The following is a 17,910-nucleotide window of genomic DNA, read 5'->3' on the forward strand; positions in this document are numbered from 1 at the left end:
ACCCGGGTGCCCGCGCCCCCGCGCCCGACGCCCGGGTCACCTGGCGTGAAGAACAGCGGGCGACGATGCGGCAGGCCGGACGCGCGACGGTCCACCTGACCGCGGCCGCGGCGATGGCCTTCGGGATGTATCTCTTCATCACCGTGCTGCTGATCACCGCCATCGGGACGCTCGCGGTGGTCGGCGTCTGGCTGCTGCCCGAGACGGTGCTGCTGGTCCGGCGGATCGCGGGGGCGAAGCGGCGGCTGACCACCGCCTGGACGGGCCGGGAGATCCCGGAGGCCTACCAGGCCATCGACGGTTCGCTGACCGAACGCCTGCGGACGGCCGTACGCGACCCCGGCACGCTCACCGATCTGCGCTGGACGGCCGCCGACTACGTCTACGGCGCGCTGCTCTTCGTCGCGCTGCCGCTGTGGCCGGTCGGGCTCGTCGTCGACGGCGTCGGGTGCGGGCTGCTGCGCGGGCGGCCGTGGTCCTGCCGTGGATCGTCCGCTTGGCGGACCTGGAGGCCGGCTGGTCGACGTCGCTGCTCAGGCCGTCGCCCAAGGCGCTGCTGGCCGCCCGGCTCGAACAGCTGACCGCGACCCGGGCCGACGCCATCGCCGCGCACGGCGCCGAGCTGCGCCGTGTCGAACGGGACCTGCACGACGGCGCGCAGGCCCGGCTGGTGGCGCTGTCCATGCGGATCGGGCTCGCCAAGCGCGCCCACGACCGCGATCCGGACGCCGCGCGCAGACTCCTGGACGACGCCCAGGACCAGGCCGAGCAGGCGCTGAGCGAACTGCGCCATGTGGTCCGCGGCATTCATCCGCCGATCCTCACCGACCGCGGCCTGGCCGGCGCGGTCCGTGCGCCGGCCGCCGGGTGGGGGTCCCCCAGCTCGAGCGAAGCCGAGAGTGGGGGAGGGCTGCGGGTGACCGTGGACGTGGAGGGCCTGGACGACGGCCCGAGGGCGCCGGCGGTGGTTGAGGCGGCCGGCTACTTCGTCGTGGCCGAGGCCCTCACCAACGCCGCCAAGCACAGCGGCTCCCCCACGGCCTCGGTCGGCCTCGCCCGCACCCGGCGCGGCCTCCGGTTCGTCGTGACCGACCAGGGCCGCGGTGGGGCCGACGAGTCGGGCGGCTCCGGTCTTCTCGGGGTACGGCGGCGGGTCGCCGCGCTCGACGGGGATCTGCGGGTGACCAGCCCGGTCGGGGGGCCGACGGTGGTCGAGGTGGAGCTGCCTTGTGTGTGGTGAGCCGGCGCCCGGGGTCGCCCGTGTCCTGCTCCGGGAGGACCTGGTCCGCGGCGCATACTGCGTGGCGAGTACCCGCGAGTGTCGGCAGGCGCACGACGACGTCGGGGGCGAGAGCAGGCAGGCTGAGCGCCGTCCCATGTCTCGGAACCGGAAGAAACGCCATCCATGACCATCCGCGTACTGCTCGCCGACGACCAGGCTCTGCTGCGGGCCACCTTCCGGATCCTGATCGACTCGTGCCCGGACATGGAGGTGGTGGGCGAGGCCACGGACGGTACCGAGGCCGTCGACCTCGCCCGGGTCCACCGCCCCGACCTGGTGCTGATGGACATCCGTATGCCCGGCGCCGACGGGCTGGCCGCGACGTCCGCGATCTGCGCCGACCCGGATCTCACGGCGGTGCGGGTGCTGATCCTCACGACGTTCGAGATCGACGAGTACGTGGCACAGGCGCTGCGGGCCGGGGCCAGTGGCTTCCTCGGCAAGGACGTCACGGCGGAGGTGCTGCTGGACGGGATCCGGACCGTCTCGGCCGGCGACTCGCTCCTCTCCCCCACCGCCACCCGCACGCTCATCACCCGGTTCCTGGCCTCCCCCGCGGAGAGCTCCCAGTCGGCCGCGCCGGAGCATCTCGCCGCCCTCACCGCGCGCGAGCGGGAGGTCATGTCCTGGGTGGCCGAGGGGCACTCCAACGAGGAGATCGCCGAGAAGCTCTTCGTCAGCCCGCTGACCGTGCGCACCCACGTCCACCGTGCCATGACGAAGCTGGGCGCCCGCGACCGTGCCCAACTCGTCGTGATGGCCTACCAGTCGGGGCTGGTGCGGGCCGTGCCGCCGCACGAGGGCCACTGAGGCCGGGGCCGCCGTTCAGGGGAAAACGCCGGCCGGGGCGCGTGACGGCGGGCCGGGGCGTCGACAACTGACCCGTGAGCCTGCCGCTGATCCCTCCGATGCTCGCCACGCCCGGCACGCTGCCGCCCGCAGCGCAGGACGCGCGCTGGGCGTACGAGACCAAGCAGGACGGCCAGCGCGCGGTGATCTACCTCGAAGGGGACGGCACCCTGCTGCTGCGCGCCCGTTCCGGCGAGGACATCACGGCCGCCTATCCCGAACTGCGGCCGCTCGGCGACGCGCTCGGCACCACGCCCGCCGTGCTCGACGGGGAGATCCTGGCGCTGGACGACGAGGGGCGCGCCGACTTCCAGTTGCTCCAGTCACGGATGGGTCTGGCGCACGCCCCCGCGCGGGCCGCCCGGATGGCCGCCCGGGCCCCTGTGCACCTGGTGCTCTTCGACGTACTGCACCTGGCCGGCCGCCCCCTCCTGAAGACCCCCTACGCCCGGCGGCGCGGACGGCTGGAGGAGTTGGGCCTGGGCGGGCCGTCCTGGTCGACGCCGGCCGCACTGGTCGGTCACGGCGCCGAGGCGCTGCGGGCGACGCGCGAACACGGGCTGGAGGGGCTGGTGTGCAAGCGGCTGGACTCGGTGTACGAGCCGGGGGTGCGCTCGCGCGCCTGGATCAAGATCCGGAACATGCTCAGTGAGGACGTGATCGTCGGCGGCTGGCTGCCCGGCAAGGGACGGCTCACCGGCCTGCCGGGCGCTCTGCTGGTCGGGCAGTACGCGGCCGGGCGGCGGCTGCGCTATGTCGGCGGCGTGGGCACCGGCTGGAGCGCGGCCGAACGCGGCGAACTGGCCGGACTGTTGCGGGCCTGCGCGAGCGAGGTGTGCCCCTTCGACCCCGTGCCCCAGGTCGCGGGCGCGCGCTGGGTGCTGCCCCGGCTGGTCGGCGAGGTGCGCTTCAGCGTCCGCACCCGGTCCGGCATGCTGCGCCAGCCGTCCTGGCTGCGCCTCAGGCCCGACCTCGCCCCGGAGGACGCGGCGGCCGACCTCCCCGACGACAGCTGACCCACCGGTCCGGGCCCGCACACAGGTCGAGCGGCAACTATTGCCCTGCCCTTCATCATTGGTACGCCCGTGGCTCTTGGCGCGTAAGTGAAAACCGGGGATCCTGAACTGCCTTTCCCCCCACAGCCGTTGGGCTGCGCCCGGAACCCCGAGGAGACGCAGTGTCGTCACAGAAGTCCCGTACGCACCGCAGGAGATGGCTCACCGGCCTGACCGGTGCCGCCGCGCTCGTCATAGCCTTCCCCAGCGTCGCCTTCGCCGCCCCGCCCACGGCGCTCCCCGCCAACGCCGAAGCTGCCGAGAAGACGTATCAGCCCGCCTTCGACTACGACACCGACGGCTGCTACTCCACGCCCGCCATCGGCCCGGACGGCACCGTCAACGGCGGTCTGAACCCGACCGGTTCGCTCAGCGGCGACTGCCGGGACGCCTCGGACCTCGACAACACCAACGGCTACTCGCGCTACAAGTGCAACAACGGCTGGTGCGCCTATATGTACGGCCTGTACTTCGAGAAGGACCAGGCGGTCGCGGGCAGCAGCATCGGCGGGCACCGGCACGACTGGGAGCACGTCGTGGTGTGGGTGCAGAACAACGCGGTGCAGTACGTCTCGACGTCCAACCACGGCTCGTTCACGATCAGCCCGGCGTCCTCGGTACGGTTCGACGGCACGCACGCGAAGATCGTCTACCACAAGGACGGCATCTCCACGCACTGTTTCCGCCTCGCCAACTCCAATGACGAGCCCCCGGAGAACCACAAGGGCACCTGGCAGTACCCGCCGCTGGTCGGCTGGAACGGCTACCCGGCCGGCGTACGCGACAAGCTGGTCGCCTACAACTTCGGCAGCGCCAACTTCGGTCTGAAGGACGGCAATTTCACCAACCACCTGGCGTCGGCGAAGCCGTCCGGCATCGCGTTCGACCCGAACGCCTGACCGGGCGCCACCATCGGGCGCGGGTCCTAGGACCCCGGCACCCGCGGGCTTCCGTCCCGCGCCCGATCCCGTCCCGCCACCGGGCGCCTAGCGTCACGTCCATGGACACGAGCGACACGAACCACACGCGCGACACGAGCGGACGGCTCGACGAGGCTCTGGAACGCCTGCATGCCTGCGGCCCGGAACGCGACGGCTGGCTCACCAACCACGCCCCCATGGTCGTGGAGGCGCTCGCCGCGCACGGGCAGGCGGAGCGGGTGCACCACTGGCTGGACCTCTACCGGGACAAGCTGGAGGACTTCCCCGACCGCGTGGCCCCCGTCACCGACGACAACTGGGCCTCGGCGCTGGGCGATCCGCGCCGGATAGCCGACTGGACCGACCATTTCTCCCGCACGCTGGCCGAGCGCCCCTGGCGGGACGTCCTCGCCGAGTGGTGGCCGCGGCTGCTGCCGGGACTGGTCGGCGGCGCCACGCACACCGTCATCCGGGTCGGCCACGCCGTACGCGCCGTCGAAGCCGACGCGAACACCCCTCGGCTCGCCGAACTCGCGCACGCGCTCGGCTACTGGGCGGCCCGGCACCAACCCGTCACCGGCGTCACGTCCCTGTCGGGCGCCGGCTCGGCCGAGGAGTCCCTGGACGCCGTACCCCCGATCGAGCCGGGGCACCTGGGTTTCCGCGACCGCCTGGCCGTCCTGCGCCGACTGCCCGTGTGGGCCGACGACGTCACCGATCCGGACACCGCGCGGGAGCGTCTCACCGAACTCGTCCGAGCCGCGACCCACCGCTACGCCACCCACGGCCACGGCGAGCCGACCATGCTGGTGCACGCGGCGACCGCCCCCAACGCCGTGCTGCGGACGCTCGACTCGCTGCCGCGCGAGCTGTGGGCGCCTAGCCTGCGGGCGGCGTGGACGGCGTCGGCGGCCGTGACCGCGATGTACACCCCGGCGGAGCCGGTCGCCCGGACGCCGCCCGCCCGGCTCTCGCCGGAAGAGGTCATGGAGCGCGCCCTCGTCCACGGCGACGAGCACGTCATCAAGCTCGCCGACACGGCCCTGGACGTAGGTGATGAACGCGCTCTCGTGGCGGCGCTGCGAGCGGTCGAGCTCAGCGAGCCACTGGTGTGACGGCACCGTCCGCCTCGACGAGGGTGTCGCCGAGGGCCGTTCGCCCGTACAGCACGGAGTGGCCCTGCCGCCGCGACTCCAGCAGGCCCGCCTCCCGCAGGACCGACAGATGGGCCGACACGGTCGACGGGGCCAGGCCGTGGCGTCGGGCGAGATCCGTGGTCGAGGAGGGGACGGCGAGTCCGGCGAGGACGGCCGCGCGCTGCTGCCCGAGCAGCCGGGCGAGCGCCTGCGGTGGGCGCGGCGCCGGGGCGCCGTGCAGGCGGCCCATGCCCCGGGCGGGGTAGATGACGGTGGGCTGCCAGGGCCGGGCGAAGCCGCTGACCACGTCGGGCCATACGAACACGCTCGGCATCAGCAGCACGCCTCTGCCGTCGGGGCGTTGGGCGTCCGCCAGGTCGCGGTACTCGCGCAGGGTGAGGGTGTGCCCGGCCCAGTCGACGGCCGGGTGCAGGCCGGTGAGCAGCGCGTCGAGACCGGCGGCCGCCGCCCGGCGTGAGCGGTAGGCGATGTCCGCCTCCAGGACGGCGCGGTGGCGGGGCCAGTCGGGGGCGAGCAGGGCGTGCCAGGCCAGTTCGGTGAGGTCGGCGAGGCGCCGGACGGTGGCGGCCGGGTCGTCGAGGGCGGCGCGCCCCTGGGGCGACTCGGCGAGCCCGGGGGTGCAGGCCAGGGAACGGGTCATCTCCGCGTGGGCCAGGGCGGGGTCGGTGGCCCGCATCCGCGCCAGTTCGTCCTCGATGGCGGGGTACGGCTCCGGCGGGGGCGCGCCGAGGAAGTCCGGGGTGTATCCGCCCGCGGGTGGCACGAACAGCCACAGCGGGGCCAGGTCGAGTCCGGCGACCGTACGGCGCATGCGGCGCAGCCAGGCCTGGTGGTAGCCGTGCCGGGCGGGCCGGCGGAGCATGCGCAGCGCCTCGTGGGTCTGGCACAGCGGCGAGATCGCGAACCGGCAGCGTGTGAGGTCGTCGGTGCCCAGGTGCAGGGCGAGCGGCATGGCGACCTCCGAGGTGAGCGGCGATTCGTCCCGGTCCGAAGTTCGTCCCGGTCCGAAGATTCGTGACGGAGCGAAGATTCGTGACGGAGCGAAGATTCGTCCTGGATCGAAAGAGTAGAGCGGCCGGCCGCGGCCCCGCACGCTTGCCCCGACTCCCCCTCTCGGAAAGGCGGTTGGATGGGCAGCGTAGGTCCGGCACGTCCCGCGCCCTGGCGGCGTGCCGCCGTCGTCGCGGCGTTGATGCTGGCGGCGTTCACCTTCAACACGACCGAGAACCTGCCGGTCGGTCTGCTCGCGCTCATGGCGGACGACCTGCGGGTGTCGCTCGCGGCCGTGGGCGCCCTCGTCACCGGGTACGGCCTGACCGTCGCCGTCGCCTCGCTGCCCCTCGCCCAGGTCACCCGGTCCGTGCCGCGCCGGTATCTGCTCGCCGGGCTGCTGGGTCTGCTCTCCGTGGGCAGTTGGGTGTCGGCGCTGGGCGGGGTGTCGTACGGGGTGCTGCTGGCGGCGCGGGTGGTCACGGCGTTGGCGCAGGCGTCGTTCTGGGCGGTGATGGGGCCGGTCGCGGTCGGTCTGTTCCCGCCGGAGCGGCGGGGGCGGGTCATGGGGCTGCTGTCCGTCGGCGGTTCCCTGGCCACGGTGGCCGGCGTCCCGGCCGGGACCTGGCTGGGCGGGCACGCGGGCTGGCGGATGCCGTTCGCTCTGCTGGGCGTACTGGCCCTGGTCTCGCTCGTGACGATCGGCGCCCTGCTGCCCACGTCCCGCCCGGAGGACGGCCACGCGGCGTACGGCGCCACCCCTGACCGGCGCGGGTTCCTCACCGTGCTGGCCGTCACCGCCCTGTCGGTGACCGGTGCCTTCGCCGGGTTCACCTACGTCGTGGCCTTCCTCGACGAGGTGAGCGGATTCCGCGCGGACGCCGTGAGTGCCGTGCTGCTGGCGTTCGGCGGGGCCGCGCTGGCCGGGGTCACGGTGGCCGGACCGCTGCTGGACCGCTTTCCGCGGGCCACGCTGACGGTGCCGGTGGCCGCCCAGGCGGTGGCGCTGCTCGGCCTCTACGCGCTGGGGCACGTTCCGGTGGCCACCGTGGTGCTGGTCATGCTGCTGGGCGCGTCGGTCTCGACCGCGTTCATGGCGACGCAGACCCAGGTGCTGAGGATGGCGCCGGGCCGTACGGAGACCGCGCTGGCGGCCAACTCGGCCGCGTACAACGTGGGGATCGCCGTCGGCGCGCTGCTCGGGGGCGTGTTGCTGCCCGCCGTCGGGGTGCGCGGGACGTTCCTGGTCGGCGGGCTGCTCACGGCGGGGGCGCTGGTGGTACTGACGTGGCCCGCGCGGGCGGGCCTCGAGGGCGGTGCGGGAATCGGGAGGTACCGTGCGGGCGCGGGGCTGTGACGGTCTATCGTGGCGGCATGTCCGTGCCTGAACTGATCCGTATCGTCTCCCGCGACTCGCCCATGGCGCTCGCCCAAGTGGAGCGTGTCCGCGCCGAATTGGCGGTCCTGCATCCCGGTGTGCGTACCGAGGTCGTGCCGGTGAAGACGACCGGTGACAAGTGGATGGGCGATCTGTCGCAGGTCGAGGGCAAGGGGGCGTTCACCAAGGAGGTGGACGCCGCGCTGCTGGCCGGCAAGGCCGATCTCGCCGTGCACTGCGTCAAGGACATTCCCGCCGACCGTCCGCTGCCCGCGGGTACGACCTTCGCCGCGTTCCTCAAGCGTGACGACATCCGGGACGCGCTGATCCACCCGGGTGGCCTGACGCTCGACGCGTTGCCGGCGGGTACCCGCATCGGCACCTCGTCGGTGCGCCGGGTCGCCCAGCTGGCGGCCACCCATCCGCACCTGGAGTGCGTGCCGTTCCGGGGCAACGCCAACCGGCGGCTGGAAAAGCTGGCGGCCGGTGAGGCGGACGCGCTGCTGCTGGCGGTGGCCGGCCTGGAGCGCATCGGCCGCCCGGACGTGATCAGCGAGGTCCTCTCCCCCGAGGTGATGATGCCGCCGATCGGCGCGGGCATCCTCGCCCTGCAGTGCCGCGAGGGTGACGCGGAGCTCATCGACGCGATCAGCGGTCTCGGCGACCCGGACACCTACCGGGAGGCCACCGCCGAGCGCATGTTCCTGCACGTCCTCCAGGGTCACTGCAACAGCCCGATCGCCGGGTACGCGCGCGTGGACCGCAGCGGGGAGCTGTCCCTGCGGGCCTGTGTGTTCACCCCGGACGGCAAGACTCGGCTCAACGCCCACGAGTGGGCGGGCCGGCTGGACCCGGCGACGCTCGGTACGTCGGTGGCGGTCGCGCTGCTGCGTCAGGGCGCCCGGGAGATCATCGACGGCATCCCGCACTGAGACGGCTGTTGGGAGACCGGGCCGGGACACCGGGCCGGAGGGCGCTCGCCGTCAGGCGGTGCCCTCTTCGGCCTGGTCCCGCAGGAAGTTGCTCACCTGGAGCGCGAGGCCGTCCCGCAGGGTGGTGGTGTGGGTGCCGACGGAGGGCTCCTGGAGGCCGAGGCCGCCGGTCCACAGCCGGCGGTCGGTCCACTCCTCCTCGACACGCAGCTGGATCTGGACGTCGACCTGGCTGAGGCTCGCCTCCGGTCCGGCCGCGTACATGACGGCGGTGGCCCGGCGCAGCGGGTAGACGTCGAAGCCCTCGATGAACTGCGAGTTGCGCCAGTCGATGAACGCCGCCTCGCCGTCGCGGCCGATCCGTACGTCGATCTGGCCGTCCTCGAGATGAACGCCGAGGTGCCGCTCGCCCCGGTTCTCGACGGTGACCCGGACCCGGAAGTACGTCAGGCCCTCGGCTGCCTCGTCCCGTCCGCGCGGCGGCTCGGCGGCTTCCAGACGGTGGACGCGGACACGCAGACCGGCATGCTCGTCGTACTCGTGCCAGTCCCCGACCACGTTCGGCTCGTACACAATCCACCTCTCGACCCAGAGAGCTGCTTCCTATCTTTGCGCTGAGCGCACTGTCAAATGAGCGGAATGCACTGTGGCCAGCCCATTCGCCCCCTTGATCACCGATCAAGCCGTGGGCAGGAAGAATTCGCTTACTGGTGTGCGCACCGGATGCGCCCACGTGCCGCACATCACGTTCCGCTTCAAGATCAGCGAGCCAGCCGGCCGAGCAGCGAGGAGGCCGCGGCGATGCCGAGCGCGGCGGCCACGAGCAGGACGGCGAAGTCGAGCGCGAGGTGGTGCGGCGTGCCGAGGAGGAGACCGCGCAGGGCGTCGACCTGGTAGCTGAGCGGGTTGGCCTTGCTGACCGCCTGGAGCCAGCCCGGCATCACGGACAGCGGGTAGAGGGCGTTGGAGCCGAAGAACAGCGGCATGGTGATGGCCTGCCCGAAGCCCATCAGGCGGTCGCGGTTGAGGACGATGCCGGCGATGGTCATGGACAGACAGGAGAAGAAGACCGAGCCGAGGACGACGGCCGCCGCCACGCCGAGCAGCTTCAGCGGGTTCCAGGTCAGCGCGACACCGAGGACCGCGGCGATGAGGATCACGACGACCGCCTGGACCAGGGACTTCACTCCGGCGGCGAACGCCTTGCCGGTGATCAGGGCCGCGCGCGGGGTGGGGGTGACCAGCAGTTTGTTGAGGATGCCGGCATCGCGTTCCCAGATGATCTGGATGCCGTAGAAGATGGCGATGAACATCGCGGACTGGGCGATGATGCCGGGGGCCAGGTAGTCGATGTAGGGGACGCCGTCGGAGGGGATCGCACGGAGCCGGGTGAAGGTCTGGCCGAAGATCAGCAGCCAGAGGGCGGGCTGGACGGCCCTGGTGTACAGCTCGGTCCGGTCGTGGCGCAGCTTCTGCAGTTCGACGGCGCACATGGCCACCACGCGGGCGGGCAGCAGGCGCCAGCCGGCGCGGGGCTCGGGGGGCCGCAGCAGCAGGTCGATGCCGTCGCCGCGGAGCGGGTCAGCCGACGCGGCGGGCGGTGCGGCGGGTGCTTCGGACATCGCGGAAGTCTCCTGAACTGTCGTCGAGGCCGCTGCCGGCGACGTCGCGGAAGACGTCCTCCAGCGTGGGCAGCGGGTCGGTCGCCCGGGCACCTCGGCGTTCGGCGAGGCCCTGGCGCAGCTCGGCCGGGGTGCCGAGGGCCCGGATGCGGCCGTGGTGCATCAGGCCGACCCGGTCGCAGTACTGGTCGGCCTCGTCCATGTAGTGGGTGGTGACCAGGACCGTCATGCCGGTGGCGGCGCGGACGGCGCCGATGTGCTCCCACACCCCGGTCCGGGCGATCGGGTCGAGGCCGATGGTCGGCTCGTCGAGGATCAGCAGGCGGGGCGCGCTGACCAGGGCCTGGGCTAGTTCGAGACGGCGGACCATGCCGCCGGAGTAGGTGCCGACGAGCCGGTCGGCGGCGTCGGTGAGGCCGACGGCGCCCAGGGCCTGGCCGACGCGGGCGGCGCGTTCACGGCGGGGCACGTCGAAGACGCGGGCGAACAGGGCGACGTTCTCCCGTCCGGTGAGGCTCGCGTCGGCGGACAGCTGCTGCGGTACGTAGCCGAGCAGGCGCCGTACGGCCATCCGGTCGCCGGCGGCGTCGTGCCCGAAGACGCTGACCATGCCGGCGGGCACCGGCAGCAGGGTGGTCATGCAGCGGATCGCGGTGGTCTTGCCTGCGCCATTGGGCCCCAGCAGCCCGAAGACCTCGCCCCGTGCCACGGCCAGGTCGAGTCCGTCCACGGCGTTGGTCTCACCGAAGGCGTAGTAGAGCCCGGTGCAGGCCACGGCCACCGTCTCGGCGACGTCCTGTGTCATCGTCACTCCGCCTCCTCCTGCGTCTCGTCGCGCAGGGTGTCGGCCAGTCTGCGCAGCGCCGGGATCGCCGCGAGCAGCGTCTCCCGGTCGGTCTCGTCGAGGCGGGACACCTGGCGTCGTACGAGGTCGGCGCGCCGGGTGCGCCACTCGGTCAGCCGAGCGTCGGCCGCCGGGGTGGGCAGCAGTCGGGCGGCGCGCCGGTCGGCCGGGTCCGTCTCGCGGACCAGATAGCCCTGCCGGCCCAGCTGGTTGACGAGCGTGGACACCGAGTTGCCCGCCAGGGACAGCTCCTTGGCGGCGTCCGAGATCCCGATGCCGGGCCGCTCCACGACCAGCCGCAACAGCTCCACCTCGGCGCCACGCAGCTGCGGGGCGGGCATGTCGCGGCGCAGCCGGCGCCGGATCAGCCGTTGGACGCCGACGAGCGCGTCGGCCAGTTCCTCCGGGAAGGTCTCCTGCTCCATGCCATCGAGGTTAGCTCTGTAGCAGAGGTAATGACCCCGGACGATCCCAAAGGATCGGTCAAACCCTCCCCCGTTGCGCGTCGGCGGACGCCGCGTCACACCACCGTCACATGTAGTCGCATTCACGAATTTTGTTTCAGATGCCCCTTACGGGGGAATTGATCCTTTGTGCTTCGGACAGGAGGCACGTCCGTGGGAGCCGACCGGCCGACTCGGAGGTGTCCTCCGGGTGGCCGAACCGCGTCTCCCACGGTGTCTGTCCATTCAGCACTTGTTGAGGGAGGTGCGCACGAATGAGTGCCACCACCAGAACGAAGCACTCCCACGACGACGCCCCGGACACGGCCGAAGCCTTCGACCGGCTGGTGGGGCTCCCCGACGGACCGGAGCGCAAGGTCCTCAAGGACGAACTGATCGAGGCCTGGCTGCCCATGGCCGAGCGGATCGCCGTCCGGTTCAAGGGCCGCGGCGAGTCCCTCGAGGACCTGTACCAGGTCGCCGCGCTGGGCCTGGTGAAGGCCGTCGACCACTACGACCCGGCACGCGGCCACGCCTTCGAGGCGTACGCGGTGCCGACCATCACCGGTGAGATCAAGCGGCACTTCCGCGACCACATGTGGACGCTGCACGTGCCGCGCCGGGTCCAGGACCTGCGCAACCGGGTGCGCAGCTCCGCGAAGGAGCTGTCGCAGCTGACACCGGGACGGGCGCCCACCGTCGCCGAGATCGCCGAGCACGCGCATCTGAGCGAGGCGGAGGTCCGTACCGGGATGGAGGCCCTCGAGTGCTTCTCCGCACTGTCGTTGGAGGCCGAGATGCCCGGCACCGACGGCTACGCGCTGGGCGACGCGATCGGCGGCCCGGACCCGGCGTACGACGTGGTCGTGGACCGCGTCACCGTCAAGCCGTGTCTGCAACGCCTCCCGGAGCGGGAGCGGACCATCCTCTACCTGCGCTTCTTCGGCGGGATGACCCAGAGCCGGATCGCGCAGCAGCTCGGCATCTCGCAGATGCATGTCTCCCGGCTGCTGAGCGGGTGCTTCGCGCATCTGCGGGAGGAGATGCTCGCCGAGGTCCACTGACTCACTCCTGGGCCGATCCCGGGATCTGCGTCGGACCGTGACGTTCGAGGGCGTCCTCGAGTTCGACGCGGATCTCGGGCGGCATCTCCCCGTCCCGGCCCCAGGTGAGGATCAGTTGGGCCACCTGGCGGAGCTTGATGTTCGTGTGCTGGGAGACGTCCTTCAGCACGGCCCACCCCTGGTCGGGTGACACCCGGCCGAGTGCCACGACCATCCCGATCGCCTGGTCCACGACGGCGTGCGAGACGACCGCCTCCTTGAGCTGCTCGATCTCCTCCTCGAGTTCGAGGATCCGGTCGCTCCCGTCGGCGGGTTCGTGGGGTACGTGTGCCACGCCTCCATACTCGTCGCTGCGACGGTCGCGTGCCAGTGAAGCGGGCGAGGCCGTGGCGACGACCGTTTCGGCGCCACGCCGGGGGTACTCGACAGGCCCCGGAGCGGATCCGGCTGGACACTGGGAGCAGACCGGCGGCCGGGCCGGTCGGGCGAGACCAGGACGCGACTGCCATGAACCACGATGCGAGAAGTCCCCGGAGCACGGCCGAGGTCGTGTCCACACACTCCGTGTTCGGCGCACCCTGCTGGGTGAGCCTGACCAGCCGCGACCTGGAGGCCACCCAGGAGTTCTACACGGCGGTGCTGGGCTGGCGCTGGCGCCCGGCCAAGCTGGGCGACCGTTTCCGGATCGCGCTCGCGCAGAGCGTGCCGGTGGCCGGGATCGGGGCGGTCGCCTCGATGTGGCAGATGGCCGTGGCCTGGACGCCCTACTTCGCCGTGCCCAGCGCCGACGACGCCGTGGCCCGGGTCCAGGAGCGCGGCGGTACGGCGGCGGTCGGGCCGCTCTCGCTGCCGCCCGGGCGGGCGGCGCTGCTGGCCGACCGGGACGGGGCGACCTTCGGGGTGTGGGAGGGCGAGCTCATCTCCAACTGGGAGACCTGGCGGCGGGCCGCGCCGACGTTCATCCGGCTGCACACCCGCGACGCCTTCGACGCCGCGATGTTCTACGGCGAGGTCCTCGAATGGGCCACCGAGCGGCCGGGGTGCTGCGAGGTGCGGTACGAGGGGGGTGAGGTCGTACTGCGCAGTGGGGGTGACGTGGTGGCGCGGATCGAGTCCGGGGCGTTGGAGGCTGCGCCGGACCCGACGATTCGGCCGCACTGGCAGGTGCACTTCGCTGTCGCGGACGTGGCCGGTTGCGCTCGGGCCGCGGAGTTGCATGGGGGGAGCGTGTTGTCCAAGGGGAGTGATGAGGCCGTGCTGCGGGATCCTGATGGGGCGCAGTTCACGGTGACTTCGCGGCGAGGGCGATAGCGGTATCGACTACTGGGGTGCCGCTTGAGGTGGTTCGTCGTCTGCCGAGAGTGTGTGGCTTGTCGCGCCCACGCGGCGGAAGCCGCATATCGATACAGCCCCGCGCCCCTTAGCTGCGCTGTCGCGAGGGCCTTGAGAGGAACAGGAGACTGCGGCGCTCCACCAGTACTGCCGTGGACGCCTTGTACTCCGATTCGTCGGGCGGGCCCTGGGGGTCGGCTGTGTTGATCAAGGGGGTCCAGCGTTCGCCGAACGTGGCGTCGGGGAGGCGGAACTCCACCGGCTCCCAGTAGGCGTTGAGCAGGAGCAGGAAGGAGTCGTCCACCAGGGGCTGGCCGCAGGAGTCGCGTTCGGCGATGGCGTCGCCGTTGAGGAAGGCGGCCACGGAGTGGGCGTCGGGGTGTTGCCAGTCCTCGTCGGTCATCTCGCGGCCGTCGGGCAGGAACCAGACCAGGTCGGGCAGGGGCTGGTCGGGGTGGGTCGGGGTCTCGCCCTGGAAGAAGCGGCGGCGGCGCAGGACGGGGTGAGCAGCGCGCAGCCCGATGACGTAGCGGGTGAAGTCGGCGAGTGCGCGCTGCTCGTCTGTGAGTCCCCAGTCGATCCAGGAGACGTCGTTGTCCTGGCAGTAGGCGTTGTTGTTGCCGCGCTGAGTACGGCCCAGTTCGTCGCCGTGGCCGAGCATGGGGATGCCCTGCGACAGCAGCAGCGTGGCGAGGAAGTTGCGCTGCTGACGGGAGCGCAGCGCGAGCACGGCCGGGTCGCGGGTGTCGCCCTCGGCGCCGCAGTTCCAGGACCTGTTGTGGCTCTCGCCGTCCCGGTTGTTCTCGCCGTTGGCCTCGTTGTGCTTGTCGTTGTACGAGACGAGATCACGCAGGGTGAACCCGTCGTGCGCGGTGACGAAGTTGACGCTGGCGCGCGGGCGGCGCCGGCTGTGCGCGTACAGGTCGGCGGAGCCGGTCAGCCGGGAGGCGAACTCGCCGAGCGAACCGGGCTCGCCGCGCCAGAAGTCGCGTACGGCGTCCCGGTACTTGCCGTTCCACTCCGACCACAGCGGCGGGAAGTTGCCCACCTGGTAGCCGCCCTCGCCGACGTCCCACGGCTCGGCGATCAGCTTGACGCGGCTGATCACCGGGTCCTGCTGGATCAGGTCGAAGAACGCCGAGAGGCGGTCCACCTCGTGGAACTGCCGGGCCAGCGTGGCCGCGAGGTCGAAGCGGAAGCCGTCGACGTGCATCTCGGTGACCCAGTAGCGCAGCGAGTCCATGATCAGCTGGAGGACGTACGGGTGGCGCATCAGCAGGCTGTTGCCGGTGCCGGTGGTGTCGTAGTAGTGCGCCCAGTCGCCGTCCACCAGGCGGTAGTACGAGGCGTTGTCGATGCCCCGGAAGGAGAGGGTCGGGCCGCGCTCGTTGCCCTCGGCGGTGTGGTTGTAGACGACGTCGAGGATCACTTCGAGGCCGGCCGCGTGCAGCGCCTTCACCATCGACTTGAACTCGTTGACCTGCTGGCCGCGGGTGCCGTGCGCGGCGTAGGCGTTGTGCGGCGCGAAGAAGCCGATCGTGTTGTAGCCCCAGTAGTTGGACAGGCCACGGTCGAGCAGTACGCCGTCCTGGACGTACTGGTGCACCGGCATCAGCTCGACGGCCGTCACGCCGAGGGAGGTGAGGTGCTCGACGACCGCGGGGTGCGCGAGTCCGGCGTAGGTGCCGCGCAGTTCGGGCGGGACGTCGGGGTGGGTGCGGGTGAGGCCGCGGACGTGGGCCTCGTAGATCACGGTGTCGGCGTACGGCCGTCTGGGCGGGCGGTCGTCTCCCCAGTCGAAGTACGGCTCGGTGACCACGCCGAGCATGGTGTGCCCGGCGCTGTCGGCCGGGGCGGGGGCGCCCGGGGTGCGCTCGAAGAGGGAGGCGTGGTTGTCGACCTGGCCGTCCACGGCCCGGCTGTACGGGTCGAGCAGCAGCTTCGCCGGGTTGCACCGGTGGCCGAGGCTCGGGTCCCAGGGGCCGTGCACCCGGTAGCCGTAGCGCTGCCCCGGGCCGACGCCGGGCAGGTAGCCGTGCCAGACGAACCCGTCGACCTCGGTGAGCGGGACGGTCGTGTGCCGGCCCCTGTCGTCGACGAGGATCAGTTCGACGCGTTCGGCGACCTCGCTGAACAGGGCGAAGTTGGTGCCCTGTCCGTCGAAGGCGGCGCCCAACGGGTAGGGGTGCCCGCTCCAGGCGAGCACCCCTTTGTCGCGCTTTCGCGCCGTCACCGGGCCTCCTCCAGGACGTCGTCCCGGGTGCCCGCGGCGTCGGCGATGGCCGTGACGGGGACCTCGCGGGGCACCTGAAGGGCCTCGCGCAGGTTGGGCGAGGGCGCCGCCGGCACCAGCGGGGCGCGTTCGCCGGCCCGGGCGCGCTGCGAGAACCAGATGACCTTGCTGCCCGCCTCGGTGGCGCAGCAGCCCCAGCCGTCGCTGACGGCGGCGAGGCGCTGGAGGCAGTCGCGCAGTTCGTGGTCCGGGCGCAGGGCGCGGTCGTTGTCGCCGATGGCGGTGATGAGGTGGTGACGGTTCCACCACATCTCGATCGAGGTGTTCTTGTCCGTCGCGTGCTCGTCGATGGCCCGCAACAGCATCTCCGTGCTGTGGCAGACCGGCTCGACGAGCGTCTCCAGGTCCCAGTACCTGAGGTGAGCGGCCAGAATTCGGCTGACCTGCCCCACCCGTTCGGGGCTGACTTCCACGTCTAGGTGGTAGTAGCAGGGCACTGCGGTCTTCACCGTCGTTACCTCCTCACCGCGAAAGCTCCCGCTCTCCTCGCCCCTGCGGGACGGGCCCCGATACGGAGCGTGAGCGCTGATCGCTTCTGAGTCACTCCAGGGTGGGGGCGGTACGCCATTCGTGCAACAGGAGCGCACTCCTGAGGTAGTTGAAGATCCAACAGGACGCTGCGTCGCCGAGCATGCACCATGTGTGAAGACCACGATGCCCGTAACGGAACCCGTGCGTGTGCGCGCACGGGTTTCCGCCCGACGGTCGGGAGACGGTCATCGAGCCCGGAAGGTGAACGGCGCCATGCTGCTACCGGCAAAAGCCGAGGTCGCCCGGCATCTGCGGCGATACAGGGCCTGGGAGCGCGCCATGCTCGCGGCCCCGGCCGACCTCACGGTTCGCGCCACCTTCGAGGACACCGGCTACACCCTCTGTGTGCTGATGGGAAAGCGCTGCGCACGCGAGGCCGCGAACGCCGCCGAACGCTATCTGCGCATCACCCCGGCCGCCTATCTCCGGGAACAGGACGAACGGCCCCGCGCGGCGAGCGTCTCGGCACGGCGGGGCCCGCCGGGGACGCGGCGGTGGAGTTTCCACGCGGGGAGGTAGCCGCCTTCCGGCACAGAGCGGATCCCCGGCCGGGCCTCGTGCCCGGCCTCGAGCACGGTGGAGGTGAACCATGGGCAGGACCAAGAGCAGGGTCGGCGCGGGCGCCGGGACCATCGGCCGCATCCCGGTACGGGACGTGCGACCGGCCGTGGAGTGCGGCAGGCATCCGGCGAAGGCGGTCGCGGGTGAGACCTTCGAGGTCACCGCCACCGTGTTCCGCGAGGGCCATGACGCCGTGGCCGCCAATGTCGTGCTGACCGACCCGGACGGCCGTCCCGGCCCGTGGACGCCGATGCACGAACTCTCACCGGGCAGCGACCGCTGGGGCGCCAAGGTGACCCCGTCGGCGACGGGCCGCTGGACGTTCCATGTGGAGGCCTGGAGCGACCCGGTGGCCACCTGGCGGCACCACGCCCAGATCAAGATCCCGGCCGGTATCGACGTCGGACTGGTCCTGGAGACGGGCGGCGAACTGTACGAGCGTGCGGCGGCCGGAGTGCCCGACAAGGCGCAGCGGGCGACCGTGCGGGCCGCGGCGGACGCGCTGCGGGACGACTCCCTCCCGCCCGAGTCCCGCCTGGCGGCCGCGTTCGCGGCGAACGTGGACGCGGTGCTGGGCCGGTATCCGCTGCGGGATCTGGTCACGGCGTCGGATCCGCTGCCGCTGCTGGTGGAGCGGGAACGGGCCCTGTACGGCTC

General features: G+C 72.0%; 18 protein-coding genes and 1 pseudogene. 11 read left to right on the forward strand and 8 right to left on the reverse strand.

Features of this window, described 5'->3' with window-relative positions; genetic code table 11:
* Window positions 1-65: 65 nt before the first annotated feature.
* The 5 genes and pseudogenes from ACFZBP_RS39885 (at window position 66) to ACFZBP_RS39905 (ending at window position 5,221) form a co-directional block, all read left to right on the forward strand.
* A pseudogene (locus tag ACFZBP_RS39885) lies at window positions 66-1,240 on the forward strand (histidine kinase).
* A gap of 165 nt (window positions 1,241-1,405) precedes the next feature.
* Entirely contained in the window at window positions 1,406-2,092 is a 687-nt protein-coding gene (locus tag ACFZBP_RS39890; protein WP_383452773.1) for a response regulator, read from the forward strand.
* Window positions 2,093-2,166: 74 nt separating this feature from the next.
* Window positions 2,167-3,147, forward strand: coding sequence for an ATP-dependent DNA ligase (locus ACFZBP_RS39895; RefSeq protein ID WP_383452771.1), 981 nt, complete (start codon window positions 2,167-2,169; stop codon window positions 3,145-3,147).
* Window positions 3,148-3,308: 161 nt separating this feature from the next.
* The gene (locus tag ACFZBP_RS39900) at window positions 3,309-4,085 is read left to right on the forward strand and encodes an NPP1 family protein (protein ID WP_383452769.1); all 777 of its coding nucleotides are present in this window, start codon (window positions 3,309-3,311) and stop codon (window positions 4,083-4,085) included.
* Between the two features lie 101 nt (window positions 4,086-4,186).
* Window positions 4,187-5,221, forward strand: coding sequence for a questin oxidase family protein (locus tag ACFZBP_RS39905; protein ID WP_383452767.1), 1,035 nt, complete (start codon window positions 4,187-4,189; stop codon window positions 5,219-5,221).
* On the opposite strand, the gene ACFZBP_RS39910 is transcribed toward ACFZBP_RS39905, so the two are convergent.
* Window positions 5,202-6,215 carry a DUF5937 family protein gene (locus tag ACFZBP_RS39910; RefSeq protein WP_391420858.1) on the reverse strand — a complete coding sequence of 338 codons (1,014 nt, stop codon included), beginning with the start codon at window positions 6,213-6,215 and terminating at the stop codon, window positions 5,202-5,204. The two genes, ACFZBP_RS39905 and ACFZBP_RS39910, sit on opposite strands and share 20 nt — an antisense overlap.
* Window positions 6,216-6,392: 177 nt before the next feature.
* On the opposite strand from ACFZBP_RS39910, the gene ACFZBP_RS39915 reads away from it, so the two are divergent.
* Together ACFZBP_RS39915 and hemC are read left to right on the forward strand one after the other, a co-directional pair.
* On the forward strand, window positions 6,393-7,610 hold the full coding sequence (locus ACFZBP_RS39915; RefSeq protein ID WP_391420859.1) for an MFS transporter: 1,218 nt from the start codon (window positions 6,393-6,395) through the stop codon (window positions 7,608-7,610).
* A gap of 17 nt (window positions 7,611-7,627) precedes the next feature.
* Window positions 7,628-8,563 (forward strand): hydroxymethylbilane synthase, encoded by a 936-nt coding sequence (hemC, locus tag ACFZBP_RS39920; RefSeq protein ID WP_391420860.1) that lies wholly within the window; start codon window positions 7,628-7,630, stop codon window positions 8,561-8,563.
* A gap of 51 nt (window positions 8,564-8,614) precedes the next feature.
* On the opposite strand, the gene ACFZBP_RS39925 is transcribed toward hemC, so the two are convergent.
* From ACFZBP_RS39925 to ACFZBP_RS39940, 4 genes are all read right to left on the reverse strand, one after another.
* Window positions 8,615-9,136: a hypothetical protein gene (locus ACFZBP_RS39925; protein WP_391420861.1), complete on the reverse strand. Its 522-nt coding sequence runs from the start codon at window positions 9,134-9,136 to the stop codon at window positions 8,615-8,617.
* A gap of 188 nt (window positions 9,137-9,324) precedes the next feature.
* A complete protein-coding gene (locus ACFZBP_RS39930) occupies window positions 9,325-10,185 on the reverse strand; it encodes an ABC transporter permease (protein WP_391420862.1) in 861 nt (286 codons plus the stop codon).
* Window positions 10,145-10,990, reverse strand: a complete 846-nt coding sequence (locus tag ACFZBP_RS39935) for an ATP-binding cassette domain-containing protein (protein WP_391420870.1) — start codon at window positions 10,988-10,990, stop codon at window positions 10,145-10,147. Before ACFZBP_RS39935 ends, ACFZBP_RS39930 begins: the two co-directional genes overlap by 41 nt.
* A gap of 2 nt (window positions 10,991-10,992) precedes the next feature.
* Window positions 10,993-11,454 carry a MarR family winged helix-turn-helix transcriptional regulator gene (locus ACFZBP_RS39940; protein ID WP_383452755.1) on the reverse strand — a complete coding sequence of 154 codons (462 nt, stop codon included), beginning with the start codon at window positions 11,452-11,454 and terminating at the stop codon, window positions 10,993-10,995.
* Between the two features lie 293 nt (window positions 11,455-11,747).
* Here ACFZBP_RS39940 and ACFZBP_RS39945 point away from each other — a divergent pair, with 293 nt between their 5' ends.
* Window positions 11,748-12,536: an RNA polymerase sigma factor SigF gene (locus ACFZBP_RS39945; protein WP_383452753.1), complete on the forward strand. Its 789-nt coding sequence runs from the start codon at window positions 11,748-11,750 to the stop codon at window positions 12,534-12,536.
* 1 nt (window position 12,537) lies between these two features.
* Here the strand turns inward: ACFZBP_RS39945 and ACFZBP_RS39950 are convergent, their stop codons facing one another.
* Entirely contained in the window at window positions 12,538-12,870 is a 333-nt protein-coding gene (locus tag ACFZBP_RS39950; protein WP_383452751.1) for an ANTAR domain-containing protein, read from the reverse strand.
* Window positions 12,871-13,043: 173 nt separating this feature from the next.
* Between ACFZBP_RS39950 and ACFZBP_RS39955 the strand changes: the two genes are divergently transcribed.
* Entirely contained in the window at window positions 13,044-13,847 is an 804-nt protein-coding gene (locus ACFZBP_RS39955; RefSeq protein ID WP_383452749.1) for a VOC family protein, read from the forward strand.
* Window positions 13,848-13,956: 109 nt separating this feature from the next.
* Here ACFZBP_RS39955 and glgX read toward each other — a convergent pair whose 3' ends face one another.
* Together glgX and ACFZBP_RS39965 are read right to left on the reverse strand one after the other, a co-directional pair.
* Complete coding sequence (gene glgX / locus ACFZBP_RS39960; protein WP_391420863.1) at window positions 13,957-16,101, reverse strand: glycogen debranching protein GlgX; 2,145 nt, start codon at window positions 16,099-16,101, stop codon at window positions 13,957-13,959.
* Window positions 16,098-16,610, reverse strand: coding sequence for a pep a2 (locus ACFZBP_RS39965; protein ID WP_383452745.1), 513 nt, complete (start codon window positions 16,608-16,610; stop codon window positions 16,098-16,100). The genes glgX and ACFZBP_RS39965 overlap by 4 nt, the downstream gene beginning before the upstream one ends.
* Before the next feature lie 295 nt (window positions 16,611-16,905).
* Between ACFZBP_RS39965 and ACFZBP_RS39970 the strand changes: the two genes are divergently transcribed.
* Complete coding sequence (locus ACFZBP_RS39970; protein WP_383452743.1) at window positions 16,906-17,211, forward strand: DUF5133 domain-containing protein; 306 nt, start codon at window positions 16,906-16,908, stop codon at window positions 17,209-17,211.
* Window positions 17,212-17,281: 70 nt separating this feature from the next.
* On the forward strand, window positions 17,282-17,910 hold a 629-nt coding region (locus tag ACFZBP_RS39975; RefSeq protein ID WP_391420864.1), incomplete at its 3' end, for a maltotransferase domain-containing protein.

Source organism: Streptomyces sp. NPDC008086 (assembly GCF_042957325.1).
Lineage (GTDB): Bacteria > Actinomycetota > Actinomycetes > Streptomycetales > Streptomycetaceae > Streptomyces.

Coding starts and splice junctions, on each gene's coding strand:
- ACFZBP_RS39890 (WP_383452773.1), top strand. CDS start 1,406: ATGACCATCCGCGTACTGCTCGCCGACGACCAGGCTCTGCTGCGGGCC.
- ACFZBP_RS39905 (WP_383452767.1), top strand. CDS start 4,187: ATGGACACGAGCGACACGAACCACACGCGCGACACGAGCGGACGGCTC.
- ACFZBP_RS39910 (WP_391420858.1), bottom strand. CDS start 6,215: ATGCCGCTCGCCCTGCACCTGGGCACCGACGACCTCACACGCTGCCGG.
- ACFZBP_RS39915 (WP_391420859.1), top strand. CDS start 6,393: ATGGGCAGCGTAGGTCCGGCACGTCCCGCGCCCTGGCGGCGTGCCGCC.
- hemC (WP_391420860.1), top strand. CDS start 7,628: ATGTCCGTGCCTGAACTGATCCGTATCGTCTCCCGCGACTCGCCCATG.
- ACFZBP_RS39930 (WP_391420862.1), bottom strand. CDS start 10,185: ATGTCCGAAGCACCCGCCGCACCGCCCGCCGCGTCGGCTGACCCGCTC.
- ACFZBP_RS39935 (WP_391420870.1), bottom strand. CDS start 10,990: ATGACACAGGACGTCGCCGAGACGGTGGCCGTGGCCTGCACCGGGCTC.
- ACFZBP_RS39940 (WP_383452755.1), bottom strand. CDS start 11,454: ATGGAGCAGGAGACCTTCCCGGAGGAACTGGCCGACGCGCTCGTCGGC.
- ACFZBP_RS39945 (WP_383452753.1), top strand. CDS start 11,748: ATGAGTGCCACCACCAGAACGAAGCACTCCCACGACGACGCCCCGGAC.
- ACFZBP_RS39955 (WP_383452749.1), top strand. CDS start 13,044: ATGAACCACGATGCGAGAAGTCCCCGGAGCACGGCCGAGGTCGTGTCC.
- ACFZBP_RS39970 (WP_383452743.1), top strand. CDS start 16,906: ATGCTGCTACCGGCAAAAGCCGAGGTCGCCCGGCATCTGCGGCGATAC.